Source organism: Pseudoalteromonas sp. SR45-4 (genome assembly GCF_014163535.1).
Lineage (GTDB): Bacteria > Pseudomonadota > Gammaproteobacteria > Enterobacterales > Alteromonadaceae > Pseudoalteromonas > Pseudoalteromonas nigrifaciens.
The window spans coordinates 1-24,622 of sequence record NZ_JACJDO010000048.1 but is presented as its reverse complement, the minus strand read 5'-3'; the positions used below and the strand labels follow the sequence as shown (position 1 = coordinate 24,622).

The window sequence follows — 24,622 nt, the reverse complement described above, 5'->3', positions numbered from 1 at the left end:
ATTTACCAAAACACTATGAGCATTTATTAGAAACGCTGACGCTATTTCAGTTACCAACAAGGCGTCATGAGCGCAGCTTTCCACGATGTGTGAAAAAGAAACCATCTAAATATCCCTATAAAAAAAAGCCAGTCAGTGTTAACTGACTGGCATTAGGCCATTAAGGCCTTTTTTTATGGATAAAACTTAACGCTTCAACCTATGTAACCTGATGTAATAAATTACAATTGCGCAAAGCTATCTACATATTGGCTTAGGCGCGGTATATCTACTGCTAATAAACCTTGGGTACTTCTTTGTACTAAGCTTTTTTCTACGAGCTCTGTTACAACGCGCCTGTAAGCGCGCTCAGTGGTTGCAAAACGTTCTGCTTCGGCATTTACCGTAGGGTACGCACGCAGCAGTGTAGGGTTGTTGTTCTCGGCTCTTAGTAGGCAGTCTTTAGCTATGTTATAGCTCAGTGGCAGTAATAATTTATCTAGGTTTATTTTTTGATTTTCTTGAAATTTAGCCGCTATAGTTTGTGCTGTGTATAAACTCAGCTCAGGTTTTTCAAGTAATAACGCACGCCAATGCTTTAACTCAATTAAATTATAAGTTACATCGCTAAAACAGGTTACTGTATAAATGCAGGGGTTATTATTGAGCGCTTCTATTTCACCAATGAGGGTGTTATTGCAATCGAGTTGACCAAGCAGCAGGCGTCGTCCGTTACCTACATCGTAACTAAACGACACAGTTCCGCTGCGCACAAGTACCAACTTAGTTAAAGGTTGGTCTTGTTGTATTAATATTTCTTTTTTTGATTGCTGATAACTACTACCGGCAAAGGTAAGTAGTTGTTCAACAAGATAACTGGAAAAATGGTATTGAAACATCAATCATACTCTTCGGACAATTGTCCTATTTATTGCACCTTAATGGCGATAGCATCAAAGCTCTAAGAAATTATGTTAAATTAATTAACATATCAGGTGCTGCTAATATAATGGGCTGGCACTGTTGGACTAATTATTTGAGCAGTATAGCTGCTGATAACCAACAGAGTTTTAAGCCATTTATAGGTTAACTTTTATTTAGCTGTTACGTTGCTGTACAGATTCAATGTACTAAAGTTTAATATGCAATGCTAACCTAAAGCCTAGGAGAGAACAATTGAGTTGGGAATATTTAGGTTATATAGCATCTGCTTTACTGGTTGCATCGTTAACAATGACCGACGTGGTAAAGCTGCGTTGGTATAATTTATTTGGGTGTATCGCCTTTACTATTTATGGCTTAGCTATTGGTGCAGTACCCGTTGCCTTTACTAACGGCTTACTCGCGTTTGTAAACGCGTATCATATTATTAAATTATACCGTAATAAACAGCCAGAGCCTAAAAAGGATTAGCCTAAGCTAATCCTTTTTGGTTTTTATAAGATTGCGTCAAGCGCTATGCCGTCAACGCGGCGAGTGGGATATAACGACTCAACCACAAAACTAGGCACAAATCCTTTAGCCGAAGACACCACTACCTTTGACTTAGCGCCAATAATACGTGCGTTTACAATAACACCGCGATTGGTGTAAGTAAGTGTGCCAGTCAAAGTGTATTCAATATGCGGGTAGCCTTTAATTTCTCGACCATTACGACTAAATGAAAAGTCGCCATTTGGGGTTACATGTACAGTACCTGTGTGTTTGTAATCTACAACAGATAATCCAAACTCTTGTAGTTCAGTAATAAAGCTCTCAGCTAAATGGTTACCAAAAATATTAGTTGTTTGTAGGTTATCATCTAAATTTACAAAAGAAGTAATGGCAATAGGGGTATTACTATTTATGTAATTCATATTTTCAATTAGCTTCATGGCTAATTGTTCGGTGTAATTACTAAGTAATTTACTGCTATTTATTGGGCGGTAATTTTTTTCTGGAAACTGCCAGTTACTCACGCGAGGCGAGTCATTTTGAACGTGCCTTTTGTTATGAGAATAGTCATTATGAGGAGCGTGACCATTGTAAACAGGGTGACTAGAACAAGCTGAAAGTGAAAGGGTAAAAAGTGCCGATAAAGTAAGAGATATTTTTTTAGATAACATGTTTTCTTCCTGAAACATAAGGGGATTTTTAAATACCCCACTTTATCGACACACTTTTTGATTACTTTAATTAAATTTTATCATTAATTTGTTATTTTCAGTTTGTATTCAGTTTATTGCGCAGTCACAGCCTCTTTTTCGTAACGAAGTTTGCCTGCAATCCATGTTTGTAATACGTTTATTTTATATAGTTCATCAACCGGGGCTTTAAAATAATCTTTATCTATTAAAATAAAGTCGGCCCACTTTCCTTGCTCTAAACTACCCACTTTAAACTCTTGATGCGCTGCATAAGCGCCGCCTAGGGTAAAAGCACGCAGTGCGTCTTCACGGCTTAATACTTCGCTAGCGCGCCAGCCCTGGGTTGGTTGTTGGTTGTGATCCATACGAGTAATTGTTGCATACAAGCCATCAAAAGGATTTGCCAATTCTATTGGGTAGTCAGATCCTGCTGCAATCACTGACCCTTGTTTTAAAAAGGTTTGCCATGCATAAGCACCCGCTAATTGCTTTTCGCTTAAGCGTTGCTCTGCCATGTGCATATCAGAGGTGGCATGCACTGGTTGCATTGAAGGAATAATTTTTAATGTTTTAAAGCGCTTAATATCATCAAGCGTTACTATTTGTGCATGCTCCATACGGTTACGTAGTAAAATTCCGCCGGTTGCTTTAAATACATTTTTATAAGCATCTAATACAACGTGGTTAGCTTTGTCACCAATTGCATGGGTGTTGGCACTAAAACCACTTTTAAAACTAAGCGTAAATAACTCTTCTAGTTTTTGCTGGGTTTCGAGCATTAAGCCATGGTGGTTTTTTCTGTCGGCATAATCCTCAATTAGCGCCGCGCCACGCGAACCTAATGCGCCATCAGCATAAACCTTAACGCTGCGAATAGACATAAAGTCGTTGGCATCTTGGTATCGACCTGCTTTTAACATGGTTTTTAAATCAGGACTCGCGCCACTGAGCATTGCCACAATACGCAGTGGTAAATTGCCTAGTTCACCGCGTTCTTTGTATAATTCCCAAGTGGTTTTATCTATACCCGCATCATGGGTTGAGGTAATCCCTAAACTTAATAAATGATTACCGGCAGCATCTAAAGAGTCACTAAGAGTTTGTTTTGATGGTTTTGGCATAAATTGTTTAATTAACGATTCTGCTTTATCTACAAATATACCAGTAGGATTGCCAAATTCGTCTTTAATAATTTCGCCGCCTTCTGGCGATTGGGTGTTTGCAGTAATACCCGCAAGCTCTAGGGCTTTGCTATTTACCCAAATAGCGTGGCCATCAATTCTCGATAGTACAATAGGGCGATCGCTCACTACTTTGTCTAAATCGGCAGCGGTAGGAAACTGCTTTTTTTGCCACAGCTCTTGATTCCAGCCACGGCCAATAATCCAACCTTGTTTGTTATTTGCAAATACCTTGAGTTTATTAGTAACTTCATCAATAGAAAGCGCACCGCGTAAATCTAATTGTGACAGGTTATTACCTAAACCAATAATGTGACCGTGTGCGTCAATTAAACCCGGTAATAGCGTATTGCCATGAGCGTCAATAAGCTTGGCATCAGGAAAGCTATTTTTTAGCGTATCGCCGCCAAGTTTAACTACTTTACCGTTTTTTATAACTAAAGTAGAAAACTGCTGCACTTCACCTTTGTACAAAGGTGTGTAGCCGTTGGCGTTGTAAATAACTTTAGTTTGCGCAACCGCAAGGCTTGAGCCTGCGCAAAGGCAAGCGAGTAGCAATGGTTTGATTATTTTTTTGAGTGGCATAGTGAGCTTATTTTTATTGTTAATGGCTTTAACATAACAAACTCACTTTTATAATACCAACCACTTGAGGTGGTTGGATTGTTATTTGTGCAGAGTAAGTCAGTTAATTTATTGGTAAATTAATTACTGACTTGCATAAAGTGTAAATTCGCTTAAAGAAAGGTGGCCGTCTTTGTCTTTATCGTAACTTGCAAAACGAGACCATAGGGCAGGGTCACTGGCTGTTTCTGCTCGGCTTAATAAGCCGTTTTGGTTACGATCAAATTTTTCAAATTGCTTGGCAATGTTATTGCTGCTGGCAAAGCTTGGTGTGCTACAAACACTAAGCGCAACGAGCGCTATATAGCTTATATTTTTCATAAATTACTCAGTAGAGGTTATTCGTAAGATAATTTTTAAATTCAACCAATGAAATTTTATTATCTTGGTTTTTATCCCATTTGCTAAAGTTGTTTAGTAAGTGCGGTTGAGCCTCAAGCTCATGGTGAATTAAATAGCCGCTTTGATCTGTATCAAGGTGATCAAAACGTTGCTTTACATCAAGTGCTAATGAATTAAAGCTTAGTAATAATAAGCAACTAACTAAACAAGCGCGTATCTTCATGGTGCTCCTTCGCAAAGCTCATTTTAATGTCATTCGTAATAAAATAAAGTACTTGCCATAATTTAACGCCCAACATTAAATCCATTTACACACTCCCTCAGGGGTTATAGCAAATACTTTTAATTAATTTTACAAGACCAAACTTGAATTTAAACTTAAGGCTTAAACGCCTCAAACTCTTTTTTAGAGATCATTTCATCGTTATTTTCATCTAAATCAGAAAACTGTTTCATTACTTCTTTATCTTTTTTGGCTTCGGTAATAGATATTTTTCCATCCATATTTTTATCTAAAAAAGCAAAACGAGCATTAAACGATGAAGCCAGGGCAGTAGCACTAATAACTAAAAACAGTAACGAAAATGCGGCTATAAGCTGTTTCATAAAAAACTCCTTTGGTTACTAGGTTAGTTACTTAATAAACTGTTTAAACTCATCTAGCGACAACTGACCATTTTGATCAGTATCTATTTGTGAAAAGTTTTCATGAAGTACGGCGTCCTCACCAGCTTCAGCTTCGCTGAGAGTACCGTTACTGTCTTTATCAAGTTCATTAAAAGTAGCTTGTACATCCATTGCCAGCGCGTTAGCGCTCAAAAAGCCTAGCGCAACGATTGGCATAATAATTAAAAAGCGATTACTCATGGTCATTTCCTTATAAGATAAACTTAGATTAACTATTACAAAAACGATGCCAATTATTTTTGCCGTTTAAATTCAGTTGCTTATGGTTTTTGGTGTTATAGGTTAAGCAAGTTTTACAGGTATCTGTGTGTTTTTTGCAACGAAATTTGGCTTATAAATAAAGAAGCAATACAAATCAAAGAGTTGAGTTGTTGCTGTTTGGCAACAGGCAGCTTTACAGTACGAATAACAGATATGTAAATTGATTCAGCTAGTGTATAACTTAAACGCTTAATAATAGGCTGTTTAAAGTTACTAAAGGATGGATGCAATGCCAGCAATGATGGCTGAAAAATACAAAGCAATACTTAATTGGCGCCCTAATTTAATTAGCCAGTTTGTAATGAGTATGCTGCTGTCGTTATTACCCTTATCGTTAGTGGTTATTGTATTTTTAAATGCGCTTAATAAGCAGTTAGCTGTAACTCAGCAAATTGTTAGTAATAACTACCAAGTAACTAAATCGTTTAATATTTTAAAACAAGAACTCAATAGTTTAGAGCGCGCTACTCGGCAAAATTGGGTGCTAAAAAGTGAGTCACTCGATACGCTCATAGTTGATAAGTGGCAAGTATCGCTACAAAGTATTGAAGATCTTACACGTATAGCGCCCAGTAAAAGTCACACCGCACAATGGCAGCGTTTAACGAATACTCTGCAACTAGCACACACTCAACTTGTTGAACAAAAACAACAGCAGGTAGCCTTGTTTTTACCTATTAGCGATTTACTCGCCGAACTTACCTTATGGTTACGCGATAAAAGCGAAACCCAAATTACTAATAATCAAAAAGAAATAGCGCAGTTACAAACTTCATTTATTAACTGGCTGGTGGCGCTAATTCCGCTAACACTCTTAGTAGGAGGCGGTTTTTTGTGGCGTATAAGTGGCCGCTTAAAAAGCCTGACTAAAATTATTGGTAAATTAGGGCAAGGTGACTGGCAACAAAAAATAGCCGTGCAAGGCTCAGCAGAGCTAGTTGAATTAGGTAATAAATTACAATGGGTGCAAGCTCAGTTACATATACTTGAGCAGCAAAAAGACACCTTTTTACGCCACGTTACCCACGAACTTAAAACACCTCTAGCCTCAATGGTCGAGGGCACCGACTTGCTCAGCGATGAAATAGTTGGCCCTATAACTAAAGAGCAACGCGCTGTACTTGAGCTTATTAGCCAGTCTATGGTGCGCCTTCGTACTATGATTGACAGCCTACTTAGTTATAACGCGATTCGTACTAGTAAAGACAGCGTAAGTGAGGTTGAGTTTAATCATTTAATTAATAAAATTAATAGTCATTTTGAGCACCGCCTAACAGCCCGAGAGCAAACCCTTATTTGGCATAACAACTTACCTAATAAGGCGCTTGCGTTACCTGGGGAGTTAATTGAAATGATTTTAGTGCAATTAATTTCTAATGGCTTAAAGTTTTCACAACACGGGCAGGCAGTATCTATAGCGTTAACCTTTGAGCACAGTAAGCTAAAAATGGCGATAAGCGACGAGGGATGCGGAATTAAAGAGCACGAAAAAGCACATGTTTTTAGCGCATTTTATCAAGGTAAGCATAGCAAAAATGTTACGCTACAAGGCAGTGGCTTAGGCTTAACTATTGTTAAAGAGTCAGTAGAGCAATTAAACGGACAATTATTAATAGAGCAAAATGAACCCCAAGGTTGTCGATTTTTAATTACGCTTCCCATAATAACAAATCAAGGAGTTAACTAGCATGACCTCGCGTTTAATGGCTATTTTATGTGTGTGTGGCAGTGCCATCATTTTATCGGGGTGCAAAACTAATAACCCCCAACAGCAAGTGGTTGATAGCCCAGTGGCGCAAACTCAAACTAAAGTAACGAGCGATAAAAACAGCCAGCCAAGCCCAAAGCCTCGGCCTAAAAGCGATCCTATGTATCCCCCTGCGGAGCAAGTAATAGCCTGGCATGCTAATAAATGTGGTGGTTTTAAGTTAACCCCAGATAACAAAGATTTTGTTGGCGAAAAAGAACTAAAAAACTTTTTTCAATTTATGTGTTTAAACACTAGTAGCGATCCTAATACGGTAATGAGTAAGTTACTTAAACTTGACCAAGCTTACTATTGGCCAGACGATATAAAACAGTATTTATGGCTACAAAAACAACAAGTAACACTACAAATAAATGCTAAAAAAGAGCAGCAAGCACTTAATAATAAAATGCAACAAACGCTCTCGTCATTAGCAACCATAGAGCAGCAACTGTTATTACGCGAAGAAACTAAGGAGCAGTAGTTATGCCAGCAATAAAACCGCAAGGTGCAAAAGTATTATTAGTGGATGACGATGCCAGCTTATTAAAATTGCTCGCTATTCGTATCGAATCAAAAGGCTACGAGGTTACCACCTGCGAGAGCGGCCTAACTGCGTTACAAATATTAAAAAGCCAAGTGTTCGATGCCGTAGTAACCGACCTGCGCATGGACGAAATGGATGGCATGGCACTGCACCGCCAATTGCAAAGCCGCTATCCGGCATTGCCCGTTATTATGATGACAGCGCATGGCTCTATTCCTGATGCGGTAGAGGCTACCAAACAAGGCATTTTTGCATTTATTACCAAACCAATAGATAAAGACGAGTTATTCGACAGCTTAGCAAAAGCGATAGAAATACACGGCGTAAATGCCGATGAAATAATACCCACTAGCAATATAGTTACCCGTAGCGGCGCTATGCTACATTTGCTAGAGCAAGTTAAACTGCTAGGGCCAACGCAAGTTAACGTATTAATATCGGGAGCCAGTGGTACGGGTAAAGAGTTATTAGCTCAAGCTATTCATCAGCATAGCCATGTAAGTAAAGGCCCATTTGTAGCGATAAACTGCGGCGCAGTACCGGGTGAACTGCTAGAGTCAGAATTATTTGGTCATAAAAAAGGCTCGTTTACTGGGGCAATAAAAGATCACCAAGGACTGTTTCAACAAGCTGAGGGAGGCACCTTATTTTTAGATGAAATAGGTGATATGCCGCTTAATTTACAAGTTAAGTTACTGCGCGTATTGCAAGAAAAAACCATACGTCCAGTCGGCTTTCAAGAAGAAATAGCCATAGATGTTCGCATTGTATCGGCAACTCATAAAAACCTCCCCGAAGCGATTATAAATCAGCAGTTTAGGGAGGATTTATACTACCGCTTAAACGTGGTTAATTTAAAACTCCCTCCTTTGTGCGAGCGTCGCGAAGATATAAGTCTACTTGCACAATACTTTAGCGCCAGTATTGCAAAGCGAATGAAGCAAAGCGAAAAACACTTTGCCAACGACGCCATGCACGCACTCGTGCGTTACGACTGGCCAGGTAATATTCGCCAACTTCAAAACGTGGTAGAGCAAGTTGTAGCACTTACCCCAAGCGAAGTTATTTCAGAGCATTTAGTGCTAAGTGCATTAAATAGCAACGAAAAAAATGTAGAGCCATTGTCGCTAAACGACGCTAAAAAAGAATTTGAACGCGACTACGTAATAAACACCCTTAAAATGGCTGGTGGAAATGTCGCCGAAGGCGCAAAACTAGCTAAACGTAACCGTTCAGATTTTTATAAACTGATTAAAAAGCACAATATAGATGTTGATAATTTAGCTTAAATAACCAATTTATAGGAACTAAACATGCAGTTATTCATGGTGTATTTAGGTGGGCGAATTCAGGGCTGTCATATAGAAATGCACGACATTCGTTTTGTAGTTGGGCAAAACATTGAGCAAACCTATACTAAATTAAAAAGCCAATGGGTGGGCGACAAAAACAGCGTGCATATGGATAGCTACATGGCAATTAACCACATAGATGGTTATAAAGTTACAGTAAGCGACACGCCAGTTGAGCAAACTAAACAGCTTTACTTTGTAAACTTAGGCGCCTACAGAAGCGATTTAATGGCTGAGCAACACGACTTTGCACTGTATGTAGCAAGCAGTAGTCAAGAGGCCAAACAGCGCGCTAAAAACGATTTACTCGCTGGCTTTAGCCATATTCATAAAGATGATTTACACGACGTAGACGATTGCTTTGCAATAGATTTACTCGACAGCCAGCTTAGTATAAAACTGACCCCAAGTGGGCAAGCACAAAAAATTAAACCTGATTGGTTTGGTTATCATGTACTTTAAACACATAACGCAGGATTAAGAATCCTGCTCGTTTTGTTCTTTTTTTTCGCTTTTAGCCGCCATTTTAAAGGCTACAACCACTAAGCCAAACATTGCAAATGGTAGCGCTGCTAACATGTATTCAATCATGTTACTGTCTTGATAATCTGCTTGCATAAAAAAGTGCCCCACCACACACATTAAAATAACCACCAGTAATATAGGCAGTAGCATGAGTTCTTTTTTTGCAGAGTGCTTTTTCATTGTTGTTATGACTTTAGCTAAAAATAAAGCGCTATTGTAATGAGCAAGTTAGCGGTAGGTCAAACTACTCAGACTTTTAATATGGTTTTGGGTATAATTAGTACCATTAATTGCAGTTTTGGTATTTGTTTTTGGAGGTTACGTGGATAAAGCATTGGAGCAGGTTTACCTAGTTGGTGGTGCAGTGCGTGATTTACTGCTAAAAAGAGCATCAAATGACAACGATTATGTTGTTATTGGCGAAACGCCACAGACAATGGAAGCGTTAGGCTTTGTGCCAATAGGTAGCGACTTTCCGGTTTATTTACACCCAAAAACCAAAGAAGAATATGCACTTGGGCGCACTGAGCGAAAAAGTGGTAAAGGCTATACCGGTTTTGTGGTTGATGCCAGCCCAGATGTGACTCTAGAGGAAGACTTAGCCAGACGTGATTTAACTATAAACTCTATGGCGCTCGATGCTAACGACAATATAATTGACCCATTTAACGGCCAACAAGACCTTAAAGATAAAATACTGCGCCATACAACAGATGCATTTGTAGAAGACCCAGTGCGGGTGTTGCGTATAGCTCGCTTTTTAGCCCGTTTTGGCAGCGAGTGGCGTATACATCCGAGCACTTATGCGCTAATGCAACAGCTTAAGCAGCAAGGCGAGCTTAATCATTTAGTGCCAGAGCGAGTATGGTTAGAGACCGAAAAAGCCCTGGGTGAAAAGCATCCCGAACTTTATTTTCAAGCGTTGCAAGGCTTAGGGATTTTTCCCGAGCTTGAGAAAATGGTTAATGTGCCGCAACCTAAACAACATCACCCCGAGGGTGATGTGTTTGTGCATACCATGTTAGTACTTAGGCGTGCAGCCGATTTGAATTTTGATTTAGCAACGCGTTTTGCTGCATTAACTCACGACTTTGGTAAAGCGATCAGTTTTAAAAAACGCGGTAATTTACGTGGCCATGAACGAGATGGGGTTGCTGTAGTTGAACAGTTTTGTGAACGCTTAAAAATACCTAATTGCTTTCGCGATATTGGCGTACTTACTAGCGATAATCACACTCTTTGTCATACATTAGAGCAATTAAGGCCCGAAACGGTTCATAAGTTAATTGTGACTAATTTAAACGCCTTGGTTCATCCACAACGTTTTATTGCTTTTACTCAAGCATGCCAATGCGATGCACAAGGGCGCGGCGAAACACTCGTAGATAAACCTTACCCGCAAGCAGCTAAGCTGCGTGCTATTCATGCAGAACTATTAAAGCTAGATAAAAAACAAGTGGTACAAGCTGCACTTAACAGCGGCAAAAAAGGCCCAGAAATAGGCGAGGAAGTTAAACAAGCGGAAATAAACTGTGTAAAAGCGTTTTTAACACGAGAAAAACAGGCACAGTGAGTAGGGCATTAAAAGTAATTAAATTAAGTAACTTGATGTGCTGTTATCTTTATTGCACTGGCGCTGCGTTACTTTTTTATAGTTGCGGTTTTGGCTCTGCTCGCTTACAGGTTTAGTGCTTGTTGTTGGCCTATATAATTCAAATATAAAATCTAGTTCTTCTTGCTCTAATAGTGGGTGCATGATTAAACCTTAGCTTAGGGTGATTAGCGCTAGGTTAGGGTCTTGCCACTGAATTAAAAGTGAACAGTTACATTTTAACTCTTACTAAATTGTAACCCAAAAAAAGCCAACCCAGTGGCGAGTATTAGTTAAGTAAATTACAACCCACTTTTACTTAACTAATGGCAGGCTTACAGTAAACACTACGCCATCGCCCTGTTGATTGTTTTTAGCGGTTACACTGGCATTATGGTAGTCGCACACCAACCTTACAATATAGAGTCCTAATCCTAAATGTGGCTGTTGCTGCATTTGCTGGCTACGCACCGACACCATAGAATCAAAAATATGCTCAGTTAAACCTGCAGGTAATAATGGACCATAATTCCCTACGGTTAAAATTGCTGCACTGTCGTTTTGTTTTAAGCTAACACTAATTGGCTTTTCTGCGTGGCTAAATTCAATTGCATTATTAATTAACTTATCGAGCAGTTGCGCTATAAACTCTGGTGCGCCTTGCATAGGAAGCGCAGTTTGGCATATATCAAGTGTAAACAGCTGCTTAGGGTAAGTAAGCTGGTAGCCCTGCATGCAGCCATTTATTACTTTTTGTAAGTCGAATGGCTCAGGCTCATTGCTTTGAATACTTTGCTCTAAGCGAGTGGCTTCGCTCATGGTGGTAATAATTTTACCTAAGCGTTCAACGCCTTCACTGGCACGATCTAAGTACTTTTGACTCAACTCGCTTTGTGGTTGCATTTGTAGGTTTTCGAGCGATGAGCGCACTACTGCAACAGGTGTACGCAGCTCGTGCGATAACCGCGACGACATATTTTCTAAATAGTTAGTATAGCCACCAAGGCGGCTGACTATATTAGCAAAGCTGCGTGATAGATCGCCAATTTCGTCATTAGCATCGCTGTAATTAATACTGCCAGTAACTCGCCCTTGTGCATCTATAGCTTGCTCTGCAGTATCGCGCAAACGCCTAATACGGCTCGATATTCGAGAGGCAAAAAAGAATAAGGTTACTGTGCCAATAAGCATCACGGCTAAAATAACGTTAAATAATTTTTCGAGCGATTTATTACGCAGCGTACGTACGCCATTGGTAGTTTCCTCGGCTATTACCGCGCCAATTACTTTATCTTGGATCCAAATAGGGTAAGCAGCCGATAAAATAACGGCTTTACTGTCGGGGGTTAATCGCCACGATGATGCAGGCTGGCCTTTTAGTGCTTTGGCTAAATGACTGCCTTGCATAGCTGCTACGTCGTGCAGAGTATCTAAAAATTCGTTTTCGGGGCGTGTTAAAATTTTATAATAAAGGGGATGCAAGTAGTTTTGCTCAAACTGTTGCCACCAAGTTTCAGGAGCTTGATTGGCAAGGCCGTCAGCCCATACGCCATCGGCATGATGAATCGAGCCCGATTGTGCTAATACTCTATGATGCTTATCAACCACCCAAATACGGCTGCCACTGTGGCCCATGCCTTTTAAAATACGATTAATTTCGGGAGAGGGCACAAGTACTGAACCTAAATCGCTGGGGTTATTTAAGTTTGAGGTCGACATTATTTTAGGTTCTAACAAGGGCTCTTTGTTATCTACATCAACAATAGCAAAGCCAAGCTTATTGCCAAGCATACTAATAGGAAAGCGTAGCTCAATATTGTAGCCAGCCGCCGTACTGCTAAAATAGCCCTGAATTTTTGTAAAGGGTACTTTGCTATCTGCATTAAAAGCGTTTACCCAGCCATCTTGCCGTGGCGCAATAATATAGCGGTTAAACTGCCCATCAGGTGTTTTTAAGCCAATTTTTAAATGGTCGTTATTAGTAATACTTAAACTGTTTTTTGGCCGATAAACGAGTTGGTTATCAGTTACTTTAAACAGTGCATAAAGGTAATTATCAAACTTTCCTACCATGTGCTCAAACGACAGATCGCTGGCTTGATGCTTGTTGTCGGTTTTTTGTAAGTAGCGTTTGTCGTATTGCCAAAATAATGCCTGATAGCTCTCCCAATCTGTGAGCTTACCATCGAGTTGAATAGGATTTTTAAGGTTGTACGCGTATAGATCGCGGCCCTTTACAACTTGATCTAAAAAACTAGTTTGCTGATCAAATAATGCAGGGCGTTCATGCAGGGCAGTGGCGAGCGCACGGGTAGTGCCTACTAAGGTTTTTTCTTGGCCTTGGCGTAAAAACTTTTCCATTTCCCACACATATTCGTAGCCTAACCAGGGCAATAAAAATAAAAAGCAAGAAAGTAAAATAAACTTACTACGTAGGCCAAATCGCAACATTAAATTTGCTCCCACCTGTAGCCCATGCCATACACTGTATCTATGCAGTCAAAGTTACTATCGAGTGCTATAAATTTTTTACGAATACGTTTTACGTGTGAAGTTATGGTGCTGTCGTCTACATAAATTTTAGCATCACTCATTAATTCATTACGGCTTTTAACATGTCCGGGGCGCTGTGCGAGGGAGTGCAACATCCAAAATTCGGTTACTGTTAAATCAACTAATAGTTGTTGCCAAAACACCTGCATGCGCTGTGTATCGAGCGTTAACGGCCCGCGAGTTATAAGTGCATTTTCGTCGGCAGGTTGCTTAAGTGCTTCCATACGACGAAATAGCGCACCAATACGCGCCGCTAAATGAGCCAAACTAATATCTTTTGTGAGGTAGTCGTCGGCGCCCATACGTAGGCCGCATACAGTGTCTATTTCGCTATCACGAGCGGTTAAAAAAATAATAGGCAGCGTTTTAGACAGTGATCGCAATGTTTGGCACAGCAAAAAACCACCATCTATTTCATTACCTAAGCCAATATCAACAATGGCTAAATCGGGCAGGGCATTTTTAAACGCCGCTTCTGCGCTACTACGATTTGCATACCCAGTTACCTGATAACCTTGTGCGCTGAGCATTTCAGTGTAGTTTTCGCGAATGGCGGGTTCATCTTCAATGATGGCTATTTTTTTCATTTCTGGGTTTATCCTCTTTATTACCAACGCACTATAACGAAGTTTTTAAGCTAAGTACGCTTAAAAAGGCAATTGCCTTTTTTTTGCCACAATTGCTCAGTGGTTTGCCATTTTTGCTCCCCTTTGTTGCCACTTGAGCTTGTTTTAATACACCCATCAAAACAAAACATCATAAATTAAAAAGTAAGTTTAAGGATCAATCATGAAGAAGACATTAATAGCGCTAACCCTAGCGGCCGTTTTTTGCGGTCCCGTATTAGCATCAACCTCTAATAATACGGCTACAAAAGAAGCGCACACCGAAACCGCAATAGGCTTAGGAGCGGGCGCTATTATAGGTGGTGTAGTAGGCGGCCCTATTGGTGCTTTTGTGGGAGCATTTGCTGGTGGTTTAATAGGCGATGCAAAAGTTGCTGATAACAAAATTGCCCAGCAACAGCGTGCAATAATTGTAATGACAGAAAAAACCAACGACTACCAACACCTGCTTAGCCATAACAGCCAGTTAGAGCAACAAATCGAAGTGCTTGCTAATCAAAATGAGCAGTTAACACAATCGCAAATTAATAATTTACTTGCCATGACAGTACAGTTTAAAACCGGCTCACGTGTTATTGCGCCACATTTTGCATTGCAGTTAGACCAACTCGTTACGCTTTTAAAAAACCAGCCACAGTTAGCGCTCGATTTAAGTGGGTTTGCCGATCAACGCGGTGATGAACAAGCCAACCTTTTACTTTCAAAAGCACGTGTAAATGCGGTGCAAAGCTATTTAATAAAACAGGGCGTAAGCCACACGCGCTTAAGCACGCAAGCATTTGGTGAGCAGCAAACACTTGCTAAAACTAACACAGTAGAAGACAACACGTTTGATCGGCGGGTAACCCTTACTACTCGTTTAATAAATCCTGTAAATAGCCAAACAGCAAGTAATTAAATTAAAGCCTTCGATGGAGTGATTTTATGTTTTTTTTGAGTAAACCAAGCAAAGTGCTTACCCTTAAATGGGTAAGCCTTTTTACACTGGGTATACTGGTGATGTTAACGAGCTTTAAAAGCCACGCACACTCTCCCAAGTTAGAACTTTTTGATAGCAGCGGCGCACAAGCAGGCCCTGCAATAATATTAAAAAGTGATGCAAATATGACATTAACCGGACTTATAAATCATGTTGTAGTTAAACAAACTTATCAAAATCAAAACCCGTTTGCTGTTAATGCGCGTTATGTGTTTCCGCTGCCCGATGAAAGCGCAGTACATGCTATGACCATGCGTATTGGCGAGCGAGTAATTAAGGGCCAAATTGATAAAAAAGTGGCGGCCGAAAAAAAATACGCAGAAGCCAAGCAGGCCGGCAAGCAAGCAGCACTAGTACGCCAGCAACGCGCTAATATGTTTATTACAAACGTAGCTAATATAGCCCCTGGGGAGCAGGTTATTATTGAGCTGGAATATCAAGAAATAATTGATTACAGCAGCGGCACCTTTACAGTGCGCTTTCCGGGCACAATCACACCGCGTTATCATGTAACCCAAGGTGAAATTGACATAAATAAAGAAAGCCAAAAACCAACTAACTCGCTACCACATGGTTGGCTAAGCCCAGTTTATAGCACGCAAAAAAATGACGATAAGCCAAGTAGTCAGTTTAATTTAAACTTAGATATAGACGTAGGTTTAGAGCTGGTAGATATAAATTCTAAATTTCATAATGTAAATATTCAAAACACTGCATTTGGGCAATACTCAATAGAGTTAAATGAGCAAAATGCGCTAAACCGCGACTTTGTGCTGGAGTTTAAACCACTGCAAAAAGAGCAAGCCCAAGCCGCATTTTTTACCGAGCAGTTTGAAAATGGCGAGCGCTACGGGCTCGCTATGCTAATGCCGCCTGCAGATAACTTTATAGCAACGCAGCGATTAGCCCGCGAAACAGTATTTGTAGTCGATACTTCGGGCTCTATGCATGGGCAGTCTATGGAGCAAGCTAAAAACGCATTGTTTTATGCGCTATCGCTGCTAGACAGTAACGACAGTTTTAACATTATAGGGTTTGATAATGTAGTAACCCTAATGAGCGATAAACCTTTAGTTGCAAGTGGCTTTAATTTACGCCGCGCAGAGCGCTTTATATATGGGTTACAAGCCGACGGCGGTACAGAAATACAAGGCGCACTTGATGCCGTTTTAGATGGTTCGCAGTTTGATGGTTTTGTACGCCAAGTAATATTTTTAACCGATGGTAGCGTAAGCAACGAAGATGCACTGTTTAAAAGTATTCAAGCTAAATTAGGCGATAGCCGCTTATTTACAGTTGGTATTGGCAGCGCCCCCAATAGCTTTTTTATGCGCCGTGCGGCAGATGTAGGCAAGGGCTCGTTTACTTTTATAGGCAGCACTAGCGAGGTGCAACCTAAAATGCAGCAGTTATTTGATAAGCTCGCACATCCTGCAATTACTAATTTAGCGCTAAGCGATGAAAACGGTAATAGCCTAGACTTTTGGCCTTCGCCACTGCCAGATCTCTATTTTAATGAGCCAATAATGGTGGCTATAAAGCTCAATAATGCCAGTAATGTAATATTAAACGGGCAAACTGCACAAGGGCCTATTAGTATTAACCTGAACATACAAGCAGGCTCAAATGCTAAAGGAATTGCTAAGCTGTGGGCTCGTCAAAAAATTAAGTCGTTGCTGCTCTATAACTCACAAAATGCAGTTAAAGACGAAGTGCAACAATTGGCGCTTACTCATCAATTACTCAGCCCATTTACGGCTTTTATAGCAATAGAGCAAACACAAATCAATCCAATAGCAGAACAAACAGCTAATGCTACTAACGCAGTTCCTCAGGGTATGGCAATGCGTTTGCCACAAACCGATGGGCAAAGCAAAGTACATATAATATTAGGAATTTTATTGTTAAGTGGGTTTGTGCTAGTAAGGCGTTTTAAATGAAAAAGTGGCTAAGCGCGGGGCTATTAATACTTGGTTTGGGGTTATTTGGTCATGGCGCTTACATGCAAGGCAAAGCATGGCTGGCGCAATTACTAATTGAACAGGCCTGGCAGCAGGCTCTTAAAACGCCTGAAGCAAAAGTTAAGCCATGGTTTTACGCCGATAGTTATGTAACCGCACAATTAAATTGGCCGGCGCATAATGAAAAACTCACCGTATTAGCAGGTGCTAGCGGGCGTAATTTAGCTTTTGCGCCCAGCCACTTTTTACCCGCAGCAGAGCTTGGTAGTAAACAAGCTGGGGCACTCATTGCAGGGCATAACGACACTCACTTTGCTTTTTTACAGCACGTTAAAGTGGGAGAGCAGTTTACCCTGCAATTACAAAATGGCACCTTGCAGCATTATAAAGTAACCGGCAGCGAGGTAATTCATGAGTCAGAAAACACATTTTTACACACTGCACAATTGTATTTACTAACGTGCTACCCTTTTGACGCGTTAGCATCGGGAACCGAATTTAGGCTATTGGTTTCGGCCGATATGATATCGGAGGTAGTAAGAACGGTGGAAATATCCTCGCCCGACTCGGCGCTGGGGATATCAACCACTAATTCTTGATGACGTTGGCTGATCATTACGCCAACAAATACCACAAATATACTCAGCCACTGCCACAAGTTAAGCACTTCATTTAAAATGATGGCCGAAAGAATCAGCGTAAATATAGGAATTAAATTTGAATAAGCCGCTGCGGTTAATACCGATACCTTACTAATAGCGTAGTTATACATACCATAACCGCCTAAAGTAACAAACGAGCCTAAATATAAAATACTTAATAAAGCGGTTATATTGTGTTGATTTTCGCTTGGTAGGTCGATAAAAAGCAAAAACGGTGCAAAAAACAAACTGCCACTAATGCCTTGCAGCGCTATAAGCGTTAACGGTGAATAACGACTCGCTAAGTGTTTAATGCAAACGGTATAAAACGCCGCACATACCATGGCCATAAGTTCTAAAAAATTACCTAATAATGGGTTAGGCGCTTGATCGGAGTTTGGTGAAAGCACAGTGAGCAAAATGCTGCCACCAATACAAAAAGTAAAGCCAATAATAATAGATTTACTGATGTATTCTTTAAGCATAAAAAAAGCCAGTACAGCAATAATAATAGGCAAGCACGACACAATTACCCCTGCCTGCGATGCCGAGGTATATTCCATTGCATGGCCTTCAAATAAAAAGTACAAGCAAGGCTCAGCCAGCGACATAGCAATTAAATACTTCCAGTCACCAACTCTGTATTCAAAGCGTATTACATAGCGCCATAAGCACAGCGATAAAAATAATGTGGTTAGCATGCGTAAAAATATCACTAAAGCGGGGTCGTAAATAGCAATGGCATACTTAAGTGCAATAAAGGAACTACCCCATAAAAAGGTGGCAATAATTAAACATAAACTGGCAGGCATAGCAGGTAATTTACACAATTGAATAAAATCAGATCCTAGCATGAATATATTTTACTTGTTGAAAAATACCCAGCTGGTATAAATAAATTCATCTTTAATTATTCAGTAGTAAAAATAAATGCAAAGGGATCAGGTAATCGTTGTAAAGCTAGGTACAAGCGTACTGACTGGCGGCACCGATAAGCTAGATAAAGCGCATATGGTTGAACTAGTGCGCCAATGTTGTGAGCTTAAAAAGCAAGGGCATCACGTTATTTTAGTTTCGAGCGGAGCCGTGGCGGCCGGACGAGAGCAATTACTAAAGCCCTGTGGCCGCAGCGTAATAGATAAGCAAATGCTAGCAGCAGTTGGTCAAGGCCAGCTCATTCATATTTGGCAAAGCTTGTTTGCTTTGTATGGTGTAAACGTAGGGCAAATGCTGTTAACCCGCGCCGATGTTAACGACAGAGAGCGCTATTTAAATGCCCGCGATACACTTAATGCATTATTAAACTACGATGTAGTGCCCATCATTAACGAAAATGATGCGGTTGCTACTAGTGAAATAAAAGTAGGCGATAACGATAATTTATCAGCGTTGGTGGCTATTTTAGCTAATGCCAATAAGCTGTTATTGCTCACCGATCAAGAAGGATTATTTACCAGCGATCCGCGCACTAATGCCGATGCCACATTAATTGGTGAAGTGAGTGATATTAACGACGAATTGCGCCAGCTTGCTGGTGGTAGTGGCACAAACTTGGGCACCGGCGGTATGGCAACCAAACTGCAAGCAGCCGACATTGCAAGGCGTGCTGGGGTTGAGGTTATAATTGCCAAAGGTGCGGGTAAAAATGTCATTTTAAAATGTATGAGCGAGCAACTGCCCGGCACACGTTTTTTAAAGCTCACTGCGCCAAAAGAAGGGCGTAAAAAGTGGTTACTCGCTGGACCTAAAAGTAGCGGGCAAATTGTTATTGATGCCGGTGCAATAACCGCGCTGCAAACTAAAGGTGCAAGCTTACTTGCTAAAGGCGTGACCAATGCGTTGGGGGCATTTGAGCGCGGCGATCTAATAAGTGTAATAAATAGCGACAAACAACTTATTGCTCGTGGGTTAACCCGCTTTAGCAGCAGCGAAGTTAATAAAATTAAAGGCGCGCACTCTAAGCAAATAGGTGAGTTACTTGATTACGATGGCGGGGCAGAAGTACTGCATCGCGATGACTTAATTTTACTGTAATAAAAAGCAGTATAGCTGAATAAATAAGCTCCCATTTTAGTAGCTAAATAATTAACCTGACCCGAGGTTGAGCTTACAAAGCTCAAATATACTGGCTGAGTATATTTGAGCTTTTTTGCTGCTATTTTTGTGTTAAAATCTGGCACCTTAAATTTGTTGTAAATAGAGTGCAGTTAATGAAATTAGTTCGTTGGTTATTAGGAAGTATAATTTTATTCTTTAATTTTGTATTTACGCCACGTAGTAAAAAACGTGCTCCAGAAGTGCAACAGCAGCTTGATCAGCAAACCGCACAATTTAAGCTTTATCAATTTAAAGCATGCCCGTTTTGTGTAAAAGTGCGCCGTGCTATTAAGCGCGAAGGCCTTAAAATAGAAACGCGTGATGCAAAAAGTAATGAGCAATATCGTCAAGAACTGCTAGAACAAGGCGGAAAAGTTAAAGTGCCTTGTCTGCGCATCGAGCAAAATGGCCAAGTAACTTGGCTATACGAATCAAACGATATTATTGCTTATATAAACAAAGTAGCAGCATAAATAACTTTACCATCTCACTTATTAAAAGAGACATTACCATGACAATTCGCACCCGTGTTGCCCCGTCGCCAACTGGCGACCCGCATCTTGGCACCGCTTATATCGCCTTATTTAATTACTGTTTTGCTAAACAGCAAGGTGGTGAATTTGTACTTCGCATTGAAGATACCGACCAAGTACGTAGCACTGCCGAGTCAGAGCAAGCAATTATGGATAGTTTGCGTTGGTTAGGACTCGAGTGGGATCATGGCCCAGATGTGGGCGGTGAGTTTGGCCCGTACCGCCAGTCTGAGCGTAGCGATTTATACAAAAAATACGCACACCAACTCGTTGACGACGGCAAAGCATTTTACTGTTTTGCAACAAGCGAAGAGCTGGATAAAATGCGCGAAGAGCAAATGGCAGAAGGTCTACGCCCTAAATACGACGGCCGTGGCTTAAACCACACAGACGACGAAATTAAAGCAAACCTAGCAGCGGGTAAACCTTACGTTATACGTATGAAAATCCCTAGCGAAGGCACTTTTAAATTTAACGACTACCTACGCGACGAAATTGAGATCCCGTGGGAAAACGTCGATATGCAAGTGCTATTAAAAGCTGATGGCTTCCCAACTTACTTTTTAGCGAACGTAGTTGACGACCACCATATGCAAATTAGCCATATTTTCCGTGGCGAAGAGTGGATTAACTCAGCGCCTAAACTATTAAAACTTTACGAAGATTTTGGTTGGGAAGCGCCAGTACTTGGGCATTTACCGCTACTGCGTAACCCAGATAAGTCAAAACTGTCTAAGCGTAAAAACCCAACCTCTATTAACTACTATAAAGAAATGGGTTACCTGCCAGAAGCCGTGCTTAACTATTTAGGCCGCATGGGTTGGTCAATGCCAGATGAGCGTGAAAAATTCACTCTTAACGAAATGATTGAAAACTTCGATATGAAGCGCGTGTCACTAGGTGGCCCAGTATTCGACGTAGATAAACTTAGCTGGTTAAACGGCATGTGGATCCGCGAAAACCTAACTGACGAGCAGTTAATTCAGCGCTTTGTTGATTGGAAGTTTAATGGCGAAATGCTAGCTAAAGTATTACCAGAAGCCAAAGCACGTATTAACACATTGTCGGACTTAGTTGACTTAGCTGGGCATTTTGTAGGCGGTATACCTACTTATGATCCTGCGCTATTAACAGCGGGCAAAGCCGATGAAGACGTAATTCGCCAAGCACTACAATTTTTTGTATGGCAGCTAGAAGGCCTACGTAGCTTTGATAAACCAGCTATTTTTGCCATTGCAAAAGAAGTAGCAACGTTCCACGAGCTTAAAATTAAAGACTTTTTAGAGCCGATTTTTGTGGCAATTACGGGTAAAACGTCATCTACCTCTGTGCTTGATGCTATGGAAATATTAGGCTCTGACCTATCGCGTGCTCGTTTACGTGTAGCATTGGCGCATTTAGGTATTTCTAAAAAGCAGGCTAAAAATATCGAACGTGCCTACCGCGAATACCCAAGTGCATAATTGCTAAATAATGCATTTTTAAAAGCCGAGCTTAGTAAATAAGTTCGGCTTTTTTGTTTCAGGTTGTTTAGTTATATGACATCGTATTTTGATATTGTTTAGTCTAAGCATTCATAATTTACTAAATGCTACAATGCGGCATATAAACTCATAGGAGGCCGTATGATTGCAACCGTTAAAAACAAAGCCATTTTTAGCAGTAATACATTTTCGATAAACCTTGTTACTTACCCAACTAATCACAGCGTAATGAACCACATTGATCCGGTGCAGCAAGGGCGCTATTACAAACTCAACTTTGTATTAGTAAAACCTAAAAGCGGTGGGGTGTTTAAATGCGCTAAATGTATTATTAACTGGTTTAATAGGGTGTATTTATTTAGGCCCGATAAGTACGAACACAGCGTATCTAAAATCGAGTCTGGAAAGCGTGTGCTACTGAGCTTTGCACTTAATATATGATTTATTAATAGTCGTAGGCCTGTCCGGTACATAAAACAGATAGGTCGCAATACGATACAGAGGTTTCGCTACAAGAGTTAATAGTAAAAGCATTTGCGCCTCTGCGCATGGCATCAGCTTTAAGTAAATCAATAGCATTTGATTTAGAACGGTTATAGCTTACATTATTGTTACCTATACCATCGCCATCACAGCTTTCACCTGCTATTCGGCCTAAAAGTGTAGCGCCACTTTCGTGTGCTTCTTGGTCGCTGTAAAACTGCTGCAAATCTCTTTTATTAACGTAGGTACCAATTTCTTGAGATAAAACGTCGTTGTCTATATCAGTATGAAAAGTCATGTTTGAGCAACCACTTAAAGTAGCCAGTGCAGTTATTATTGCCATAAAACGTAGCATATTTATTAGTCCTTTAATTTATTGTTTGAAGTAGTAAATTACTAACAAAATCGAATGTGGGCAATGTTTACTACTGAGTAAATTGTTAGTATTTGTAAATGACTTTATATGCACTCGGTTTTACTTAGCATAGGATAAGTAAACAAAAAGAAATGACAAATATTTACTAACCAATGGCATAAAATAGCCCACTCTAAACGCTGCGTTTTATAAAAAACATAGCCGTATCCCAAACCTGCAATAAATGAAACTAATACATAGCTAACTCCCCCAGCAAAATGTGCCAAAGCAAAAATACCTGCAGTAATTACAGGCGCAAATATTGCCAAGCGGGTAGGCGTAATAATTTGGCTAAGCTTGGTTTGTAATAAGCCTCTAAATAAAGCTTCCTCAGCAACACAGGTAAATAAAAGGTTTATAGCAATAAATGCTAACCAGAAGTCAGGAACCTTAGGGTTAAAGCTTACCAGCCCAAGCATTAAAGCTGCAGTAAGTGCGGCTAAAATGGTAGTAATAATTATTAAAATAGGGGGATTAATTAATGAAGTCGTCTTTTTAGACTCTGTTTTTAAAGGCTTTATATTTGAATAAAAGTAAGCACAAAGAAAGAGGCCAGCCATAGCTTTATCAAAATTAGCATAAAGGGTAAAAGCAATTGCATCGCTGGTAATATGCTCGTTTATAGCAATAGGAAGGTTGTTAAAACTAGGCACCCAATGAAGCGCTAATGCCAATGAGGAAACTATAAAAACAGTGCTTAAAATAGCGCGTATTATTGTTTGCTTTATATGAAGCACAAAGTGATATAAAGCAACGTAAAGCCCAGTACTGAGCAGTCCATATAAATTTATATAACCCTCAAAATACGCACATATAACACTTAAAGCCATTAAGTAGTGCCAAAGTGGTTGCCGTATTATTGATACTTTACAGTACGGAAAAACACATATAATCGATAATGCTAATAAATAAAAAGTCATTATTTTTTTATTACTCTGTTTTATTTAGTAACTAATCTAACAGATTCGACCTCTCATTTTATTTTTTCTGTTAGTATAGCCAGGTTATAAGCCGTTTAAGTAGTGAACACCCTATGTTAAGTCCTTTTTATCAGCAACATGCTGATTATGTTTCGATCTCTCGTGAGCAAGGCTGTCGTTTCGCCAAGTGTATTGCTGATGATTACAACCCACTTCACGATAAAGATGCGAAGAAATTTTGTGCTCCAGGAGACTTACTTTTTTCATTAGTATTAGATCGTTACGGTATTAGTGAACGCATGGAGTTTACTTTTGCGGGTATGGTTGACGAAAATACCAAACTTAGCTTCCCAGCAGAGGCCGATGAGTTTGATGTAACAAACGGCGATAAAGTAATTTTAAAGGTAAAACGCGAAGGTAAAACCAGCAAATGCCCAGCACTTACTAATAGCTTAATTAAAAATTATGTTGAGTTTTCAGGCGCGGCGTTTCCGCACGTGATTATTCCGCTCATGGGTAAGCAAGAGGTAATGATTAACCCTGCACGCCCGATGATTATTTACGAATCGATGATTATAAATCTTGATACTGTTGAAATTAGTGCACCGACACTTGAATTTGCAGAGCCTAGTTTTGAATACGCAGGTAAACGCGGCAAAATTACTTTGCGCTTTAATTTGCTAGAAAACGGTAAAAAAGTGGGTTTTGGTGAAAAGCACATGGTGGTATCGGGTATTCGCGAGTACTGCCAAGCTACGGTTGATGATTTGATTGCTTTTTACAACGAGCGCAAAGCAAATTTAAAACCAGCTTAAAAACGAGATGAATTTTAAAAGGTGCTATTTAACCTGAGATCTGCTTAAGCGATAACTAGTGCGTTGAGCTCTACGTCAGTTAAATTAAGGTGTGGCTTATTTTCTTTCAAGCAATAAGCCACCAACCCAGCTACTAAATTCAACATAAAACCG

Annotated in this window: 27 protein-coding genes and 2 pseudogenes; 14 read left to right on the top strand and 15 right to left on the bottom strand. The window is 40.1% G+C overall.

Going from position 1 to position 24,622, the window contains the following annotated elements; genetic code table 11:
• Positions 1-221: 221 nt before the first annotated feature.
• Positions 222-878, bottom strand: coding sequence for a Crp/Fnr family transcriptional regulator (locus H5058_RS16105; protein ID WP_011327309.1), 657 nt, complete (start codon positions 876-878; stop codon positions 222-224).
• Between the two features lie 277 nt (positions 879-1,155).
• On the opposite strand from H5058_RS16105, the gene H5058_RS16100 reads away from it, so the two are divergent.
• Positions 1,156-1,392 carry a YgjV family protein gene (locus H5058_RS16100; RefSeq protein ID WP_011327310.1) on the top strand — a complete coding sequence of 79 codons (237 nt, stop codon included), beginning with the start codon at positions 1,156-1,158 and terminating at the stop codon, positions 1,390-1,392.
• Positions 1,393-1,415: 23 nt separating this feature from the next.
• Here the strand turns inward: H5058_RS16100 and H5058_RS16095 are convergent, their stop codons facing one another.
• The 6 genes from H5058_RS16095 to H5058_RS16070 form a co-directional block, all read right to left on the bottom strand.
• Entirely contained in the window at positions 1,416-2,084 is a 669-nt protein-coding gene (locus tag H5058_RS16095; protein WP_011327311.1) for a FlgO family outer membrane protein, read from the bottom strand.
• 113 nt (positions 2,085-2,197) lie between these two features.
• On the bottom strand, positions 2,198-3,871 hold the full coding sequence (locus H5058_RS16090; RefSeq protein WP_089367802.1) for an amidohydrolase: 1,674 nt from the start codon (positions 3,869-3,871) through the stop codon (positions 2,198-2,200).
• Between the two features lie 123 nt (positions 3,872-3,994).
• Positions 3,995-4,231 (bottom strand): EF-hand domain-containing protein, encoded by a 237-nt coding sequence (locus tag H5058_RS16085; RefSeq protein WP_182679001.1) that lies wholly within the window; start codon positions 4,229-4,231, stop codon positions 3,995-3,997.
• Positions 4,232-4,238: 7 nt separating this feature from the next.
• Positions 4,239-4,475, bottom strand: coding sequence for a hypothetical protein (locus H5058_RS16080; protein WP_011327314.1), 237 nt, complete (start codon positions 4,473-4,475; stop codon positions 4,239-4,241).
• A gap of 155 nt (positions 4,476-4,630) precedes the next feature.
• Positions 4,631-4,858: a hypothetical protein gene (locus tag H5058_RS16075; protein ID WP_011327315.1), complete on the bottom strand. Its 228-nt coding sequence runs from the start codon at positions 4,856-4,858 to the stop codon at positions 4,631-4,633.
• Positions 4,859-4,885: 27 nt separating this feature from the next.
• Complete coding sequence (locus H5058_RS16070) at positions 4,886-5,119, bottom strand: EF-hand domain-containing protein (RefSeq protein WP_011327316.1); 234 nt, start codon at positions 5,117-5,119, stop codon at positions 4,886-4,888.
• A 310-nt stretch (positions 5,120-5,429) separates the two neighbouring features.
• Between H5058_RS16070 and H5058_RS16065 the strand changes: the two genes are divergently transcribed.
• The 4 genes from H5058_RS16065 to H5058_RS16050 are packed head-to-tail and all read left to right on the top strand — an operon-like array spanning position 5,430 to position 9,308.
• Positions 5,430-6,887, top strand: coding sequence for a HAMP domain-containing sensor histidine kinase (locus H5058_RS16065; RefSeq protein WP_182678999.1), 1,458 nt, complete (start codon positions 5,430-5,432; stop codon positions 6,885-6,887).
• A 1-nt stretch (position 6,888) separates the two neighbouring features.
• Complete coding sequence (locus tag H5058_RS16060; RefSeq protein ID WP_011327319.1) at positions 6,889-7,431, top strand: hypothetical protein; 543 nt, start codon at positions 6,889-6,891, stop codon at positions 7,429-7,431.
• 2 nt (positions 7,432-7,433) lie between these two features.
• The gene (locus H5058_RS16055) at positions 7,434-8,783 is read left to right on the top strand and encodes a sigma 54-interacting transcriptional regulator (RefSeq protein ID WP_058372656.1); all 1,350 of its coding nucleotides are present in this window, start codon (positions 7,434-7,436) and stop codon (positions 8,781-8,783) included.
• Between the two features lie 24 nt (positions 8,784-8,807).
• Positions 8,808-9,308 (top strand): DUF1543 domain-containing protein, encoded by a 501-nt coding sequence (locus tag H5058_RS16050; protein WP_011327321.1) that lies wholly within the window; start codon positions 8,808-8,810, stop codon positions 9,306-9,308.
• A 15-nt stretch (positions 9,309-9,323) separates the two neighbouring features.
• On the opposite strand, the gene H5058_RS16045 is transcribed toward H5058_RS16050, so the two are convergent.
• Positions 9,324-9,551: a hypothetical protein gene (locus H5058_RS16045; RefSeq protein ID WP_089367803.1), complete on the bottom strand. Its 228-nt coding sequence runs from the start codon at positions 9,549-9,551 to the stop codon at positions 9,324-9,326.
• A gap of 142 nt (positions 9,552-9,693) precedes the next feature.
• On the opposite strand from H5058_RS16045, the gene H5058_RS16040 reads away from it, so the two are divergent.
• Entirely contained in the window at positions 9,694-10,944 is a 1,251-nt protein-coding gene (locus tag H5058_RS16040; protein ID WP_011327323.1) for a multifunctional CCA addition/repair protein, read from the top strand.
• Positions 10,945-10,962: 18 nt separating this feature from the next.
• Here the strand turns inward: H5058_RS16040 and H5058_RS16035 are convergent, their stop codons facing one another.
• The 3 genes from H5058_RS16035 to pdsR all read right to left on the bottom strand — a co-directional run bounded on the left by H5058_RS16035 (position 10,963) and on the right by pdsR (position 14,102).
• A complete protein-coding gene (locus H5058_RS16035) occupies positions 10,963-11,127 on the bottom strand; it encodes a hypothetical protein (protein WP_011327324.1) in 165 nt (54 codons plus the stop codon).
• Between the two features lie 150 nt (positions 11,128-11,277).
• Positions 11,278-13,413 (bottom strand): proteobacterial dedicated sortase system histidine kinase, encoded by a 2,136-nt coding sequence (gene pdsS, locus H5058_RS16030; RefSeq protein ID WP_182678998.1) that lies wholly within the window; start codon positions 13,411-13,413, stop codon positions 11,278-11,280.
• Positions 13,413-14,102 carry a proteobacterial dedicated sortase system response regulator gene (pdsR, locus tag H5058_RS16025; RefSeq protein ID WP_011327326.1) on the bottom strand — a complete coding sequence of 230 codons (690 nt, stop codon included), beginning with the start codon at positions 14,100-14,102 and terminating at the stop codon, positions 13,413-13,415. The genes pdsS and pdsR overlap by 1 nt, the downstream gene beginning before the upstream one ends.
• Before the next feature lie 202 nt (positions 14,103-14,304).
• Between pdsR and pdsO the strand changes: the two genes are divergently transcribed.
• From pdsO to H5058_RS18545, 3 genes and pseudogenes are all read left to right on the top strand, one after another.
• Positions 14,305-15,039, top strand: a complete 735-nt coding sequence (gene pdsO, locus H5058_RS16020) for a sortase-associated OmpA-like protein PdsO (protein WP_182678996.1) — start codon at positions 14,305-14,307, stop codon at positions 15,037-15,039.
• Between the two features lie 26 nt (positions 15,040-15,065).
• Positions 15,066-17,060 (top strand): marine proteobacterial sortase target protein, encoded by a 1,995-nt coding sequence (locus tag H5058_RS16015; protein WP_182678993.1) that lies wholly within the window; start codon positions 15,066-15,068, stop codon positions 17,058-17,060.
• Positions 17,057-17,545, top strand: a pseudogene (locus tag H5058_RS18545) (class GN sortase); the annotation flags it as partial. The gene H5058_RS16015 and the pseudogene H5058_RS18545, both read left to right, overlap by 4 nt.
• On the opposite strand, the gene H5058_RS16010 reads toward H5058_RS18545, so the two are convergent.
• Positions 17,545-18,534: a DMT family transporter gene (locus tag H5058_RS16010; protein ID WP_182679004.1), complete on the bottom strand. Its 990-nt coding sequence runs from the start codon at positions 18,532-18,534 to the stop codon at positions 17,545-17,547. The pseudogene H5058_RS18545 and the gene H5058_RS16010 overlap by 1 nt on opposite strands.
• A 118-nt stretch (positions 18,535-18,652) precedes the next feature.
• On the opposite strand from H5058_RS16010, the gene proB reads away from it, so the two are divergent.
• From proB to H5058_RS15990, 4 genes are all read left to right on the top strand, one after another.
• Positions 18,653-19,756 (top strand): glutamate 5-kinase, encoded by a 1,104-nt coding sequence (gene proB / locus H5058_RS16005; RefSeq protein WP_011327331.1) that lies wholly within the window; start codon positions 18,653-18,655, stop codon positions 19,754-19,756.
• Positions 19,757-19,932: 176 nt separating this feature from the next.
• Positions 19,933-20,292: a glutaredoxin domain-containing protein gene (locus H5058_RS16000; protein WP_011327332.1), complete on the top strand. Its 360-nt coding sequence runs from the start codon at positions 19,933-19,935 to the stop codon at positions 20,290-20,292.
• A gap of 38 nt (positions 20,293-20,330) precedes the next feature.
• Positions 20,331-21,815, top strand: coding sequence for a glutamate--tRNA ligase (gene gltX, locus H5058_RS15995; RefSeq protein WP_011327333.1), 1,485 nt, complete (start codon positions 20,331-20,333; stop codon positions 21,813-21,815).
• 162 nt (positions 21,816-21,977) lie between these two features.
• A complete protein-coding gene (locus tag H5058_RS15990) occupies positions 21,978-22,277 on the top strand; it encodes a hypothetical protein (protein ID WP_011327334.1) in 300 nt (99 codons plus the stop codon).
• 4 nt (positions 22,278-22,281) lie between these two features.
• On the opposite strand, the gene H5058_RS15985 is transcribed toward H5058_RS15990, so the two are convergent.
• Together H5058_RS15985 and H5058_RS15980 are read right to left on the bottom strand one after the other, a co-directional pair.
• Entirely contained in the window at positions 22,282-22,674 is a 393-nt protein-coding gene (locus H5058_RS15985) for a hypothetical protein (protein ID WP_182678991.1), read from the bottom strand.
• 104 nt (positions 22,675-22,778) lie between these two features.
• Positions 22,779-23,564, bottom strand: coding sequence for a CPBP family intramembrane glutamic endopeptidase (locus H5058_RS15980; RefSeq protein WP_259398645.1), 786 nt, complete (start codon positions 23,562-23,564; stop codon positions 22,779-22,781).
• A 203-nt stretch (positions 23,565-23,767) separates the two neighbouring features.
• On the opposite strand from H5058_RS15980, the gene H5058_RS15975 reads away from it, so the two are divergent.
• Positions 23,768-24,469, top strand: coding sequence for a DUF3581 domain-containing protein (locus tag H5058_RS15975; RefSeq protein WP_011327338.1), 702 nt, complete (start codon positions 23,768-23,770; stop codon positions 24,467-24,469).
• A gap of 44 nt (positions 24,470-24,513) precedes the next feature.
• On the opposite strand, the pseudogene H5058_RS18540 reads toward H5058_RS15975, so the two are convergent.
• A pseudogene (locus tag H5058_RS18540) lies at positions 24,514-24,622 on the bottom strand (IS982 family transposase); the annotation flags it as partial.

Bases quoted from the DNA above. Each gene is read 5' to 3' on its own strand.
- pdsO (WP_182678996.1), top strand. From the start codon at position 14,305: ATGAAGAAGACATTAATAGCGCTAACCCTAGCGGCCGTTTTTTGCGGT.
- H5058_RS16010 (WP_182679004.1), bottom strand. From the start codon at position 18,534: ATGCCTGCCAGTTTATGTTTAATTATTGCCACCTTTTTATGGGGTAGT.
- H5058_RS15980 (WP_259398645.1), bottom strand. From the start codon at position 23,564: ATGGCTTTAAGTGTTATATGTGCGTATTTTGAGGGTTATATAAATTTA.
- H5058_RS16015 (WP_182678993.1), top strand. From the start codon at position 15,066: ATGTTTTTTTTGAGTAAACCAAGCAAAGTGCTTACCCTTAAATGGGTA.
- H5058_RS16050 (WP_011327321.1), top strand. From the start codon at position 8,808: ATGCAGTTATTCATGGTGTATTTAGGTGGGCGAATTCAGGGCTGTCAT.
- H5058_RS16095 (WP_011327311.1), bottom strand. From the start codon at position 2,084: ATGTTATCTAAAAAAATATCTCTTACTTTATCGGCACTTTTTACCCTT.
- H5058_RS16055 (WP_058372656.1), top strand. From the start codon at position 7,434: ATGCCAGCAATAAAACCGCAAGGTGCAAAAGTATTATTAGTGGATGAC.
- H5058_RS16090 (WP_089367802.1), bottom strand. From the start codon at position 3,871: ATGCCACTCAAAAAAATAATCAAACCATTGCTACTCGCTTGCCTTTGC.
- H5058_RS16085 (WP_182679001.1), bottom strand. From the start codon at position 4,231: ATGAAAAATATAAGCTATATAGCGCTCGTTGCGCTTAGTGTTTGTAGC.
- H5058_RS16000 (WP_011327332.1), top strand. From the start codon at position 19,933: ATGAAATTAGTTCGTTGGTTATTAGGAAGTATAATTTTATTCTTTAAT.
- H5058_RS16070 (WP_011327316.1), bottom strand. From the start codon at position 5,119: ATGAGTAATCGCTTTTTAATTATTATGCCAATCGTTGCGCTAGGCTTT.
- H5058_RS16080 (WP_011327314.1), bottom strand. From the start codon at position 4,475: ATGAAGATACGCGCTTGTTTAGTTAGTTGCTTATTATTACTAAGCTTT.
- H5058_RS15990 (WP_011327334.1), top strand. From the start codon at position 21,978: ATGATTGCAACCGTTAAAAACAAAGCCATTTTTAGCAGTAATACATTT.
- H5058_RS16045 (WP_089367803.1), bottom strand. From the start codon at position 9,551: ATGAAAAAGCACTCTGCAAAAAAAGAACTCATGCTACTGCCTATATTA.
- H5058_RS16035 (WP_011327324.1), bottom strand. From the start codon at position 11,127: ATGCACCCACTATTAGAGCAAGAAGAACTAGATTTTATATTTGAATTA.
- H5058_RS16105 (WP_011327309.1), bottom strand. From the start codon at position 878: ATGTTTCAATACCATTTTTCCAGTTATCTTGTTGAACAACTACTTACC.
- H5058_RS15975 (WP_011327338.1), top strand. From the start codon at position 23,768: ATGTTAAGTCCTTTTTATCAGCAACATGCTGATTATGTTTCGATCTCT.
- pdsR (WP_011327326.1), bottom strand. From the start codon at position 14,102: ATGAAAAAAATAGCCATCATTGAAGATGAACCCGCCATTCGCGAAAAC.
- H5058_RS16065 (WP_182678999.1), top strand. From the start codon at position 5,430: ATGCCAGCAATGATGGCTGAAAAATACAAAGCAATACTTAATTGGCGC.
- proB (WP_011327331.1), top strand. From the start codon at position 18,653: ATGCAAAGGGATCAGGTAATCGTTGTAAAGCTAGGTACAAGCGTACTG.
- H5058_RS15985 (WP_182678991.1), bottom strand. From the start codon at position 22,674: ATGCTACGTTTTATGGCAATAATAACTGCACTGGCTACTTTAAGTGGT.
- pdsS (WP_182678998.1), bottom strand. From the start codon at position 13,413: ATGTTGCGATTTGGCCTACGTAGTAAGTTTATTTTACTTTCTTGCTTT.
- H5058_RS16060 (WP_011327319.1), top strand. From the start codon at position 6,889: ATGACCTCGCGTTTAATGGCTATTTTATGTGTGTGTGGCAGTGCCATC.
- H5058_RS16075 (WP_011327315.1), bottom strand. From the start codon at position 4,858: ATGAAACAGCTTATAGCCGCATTTTCGTTACTGTTTTTAGTTATTAGT.
- gltX (WP_011327333.1), top strand. From the start codon at position 20,331: ATGACAATTCGCACCCGTGTTGCCCCGTCGCCAACTGGCGACCCGCAT.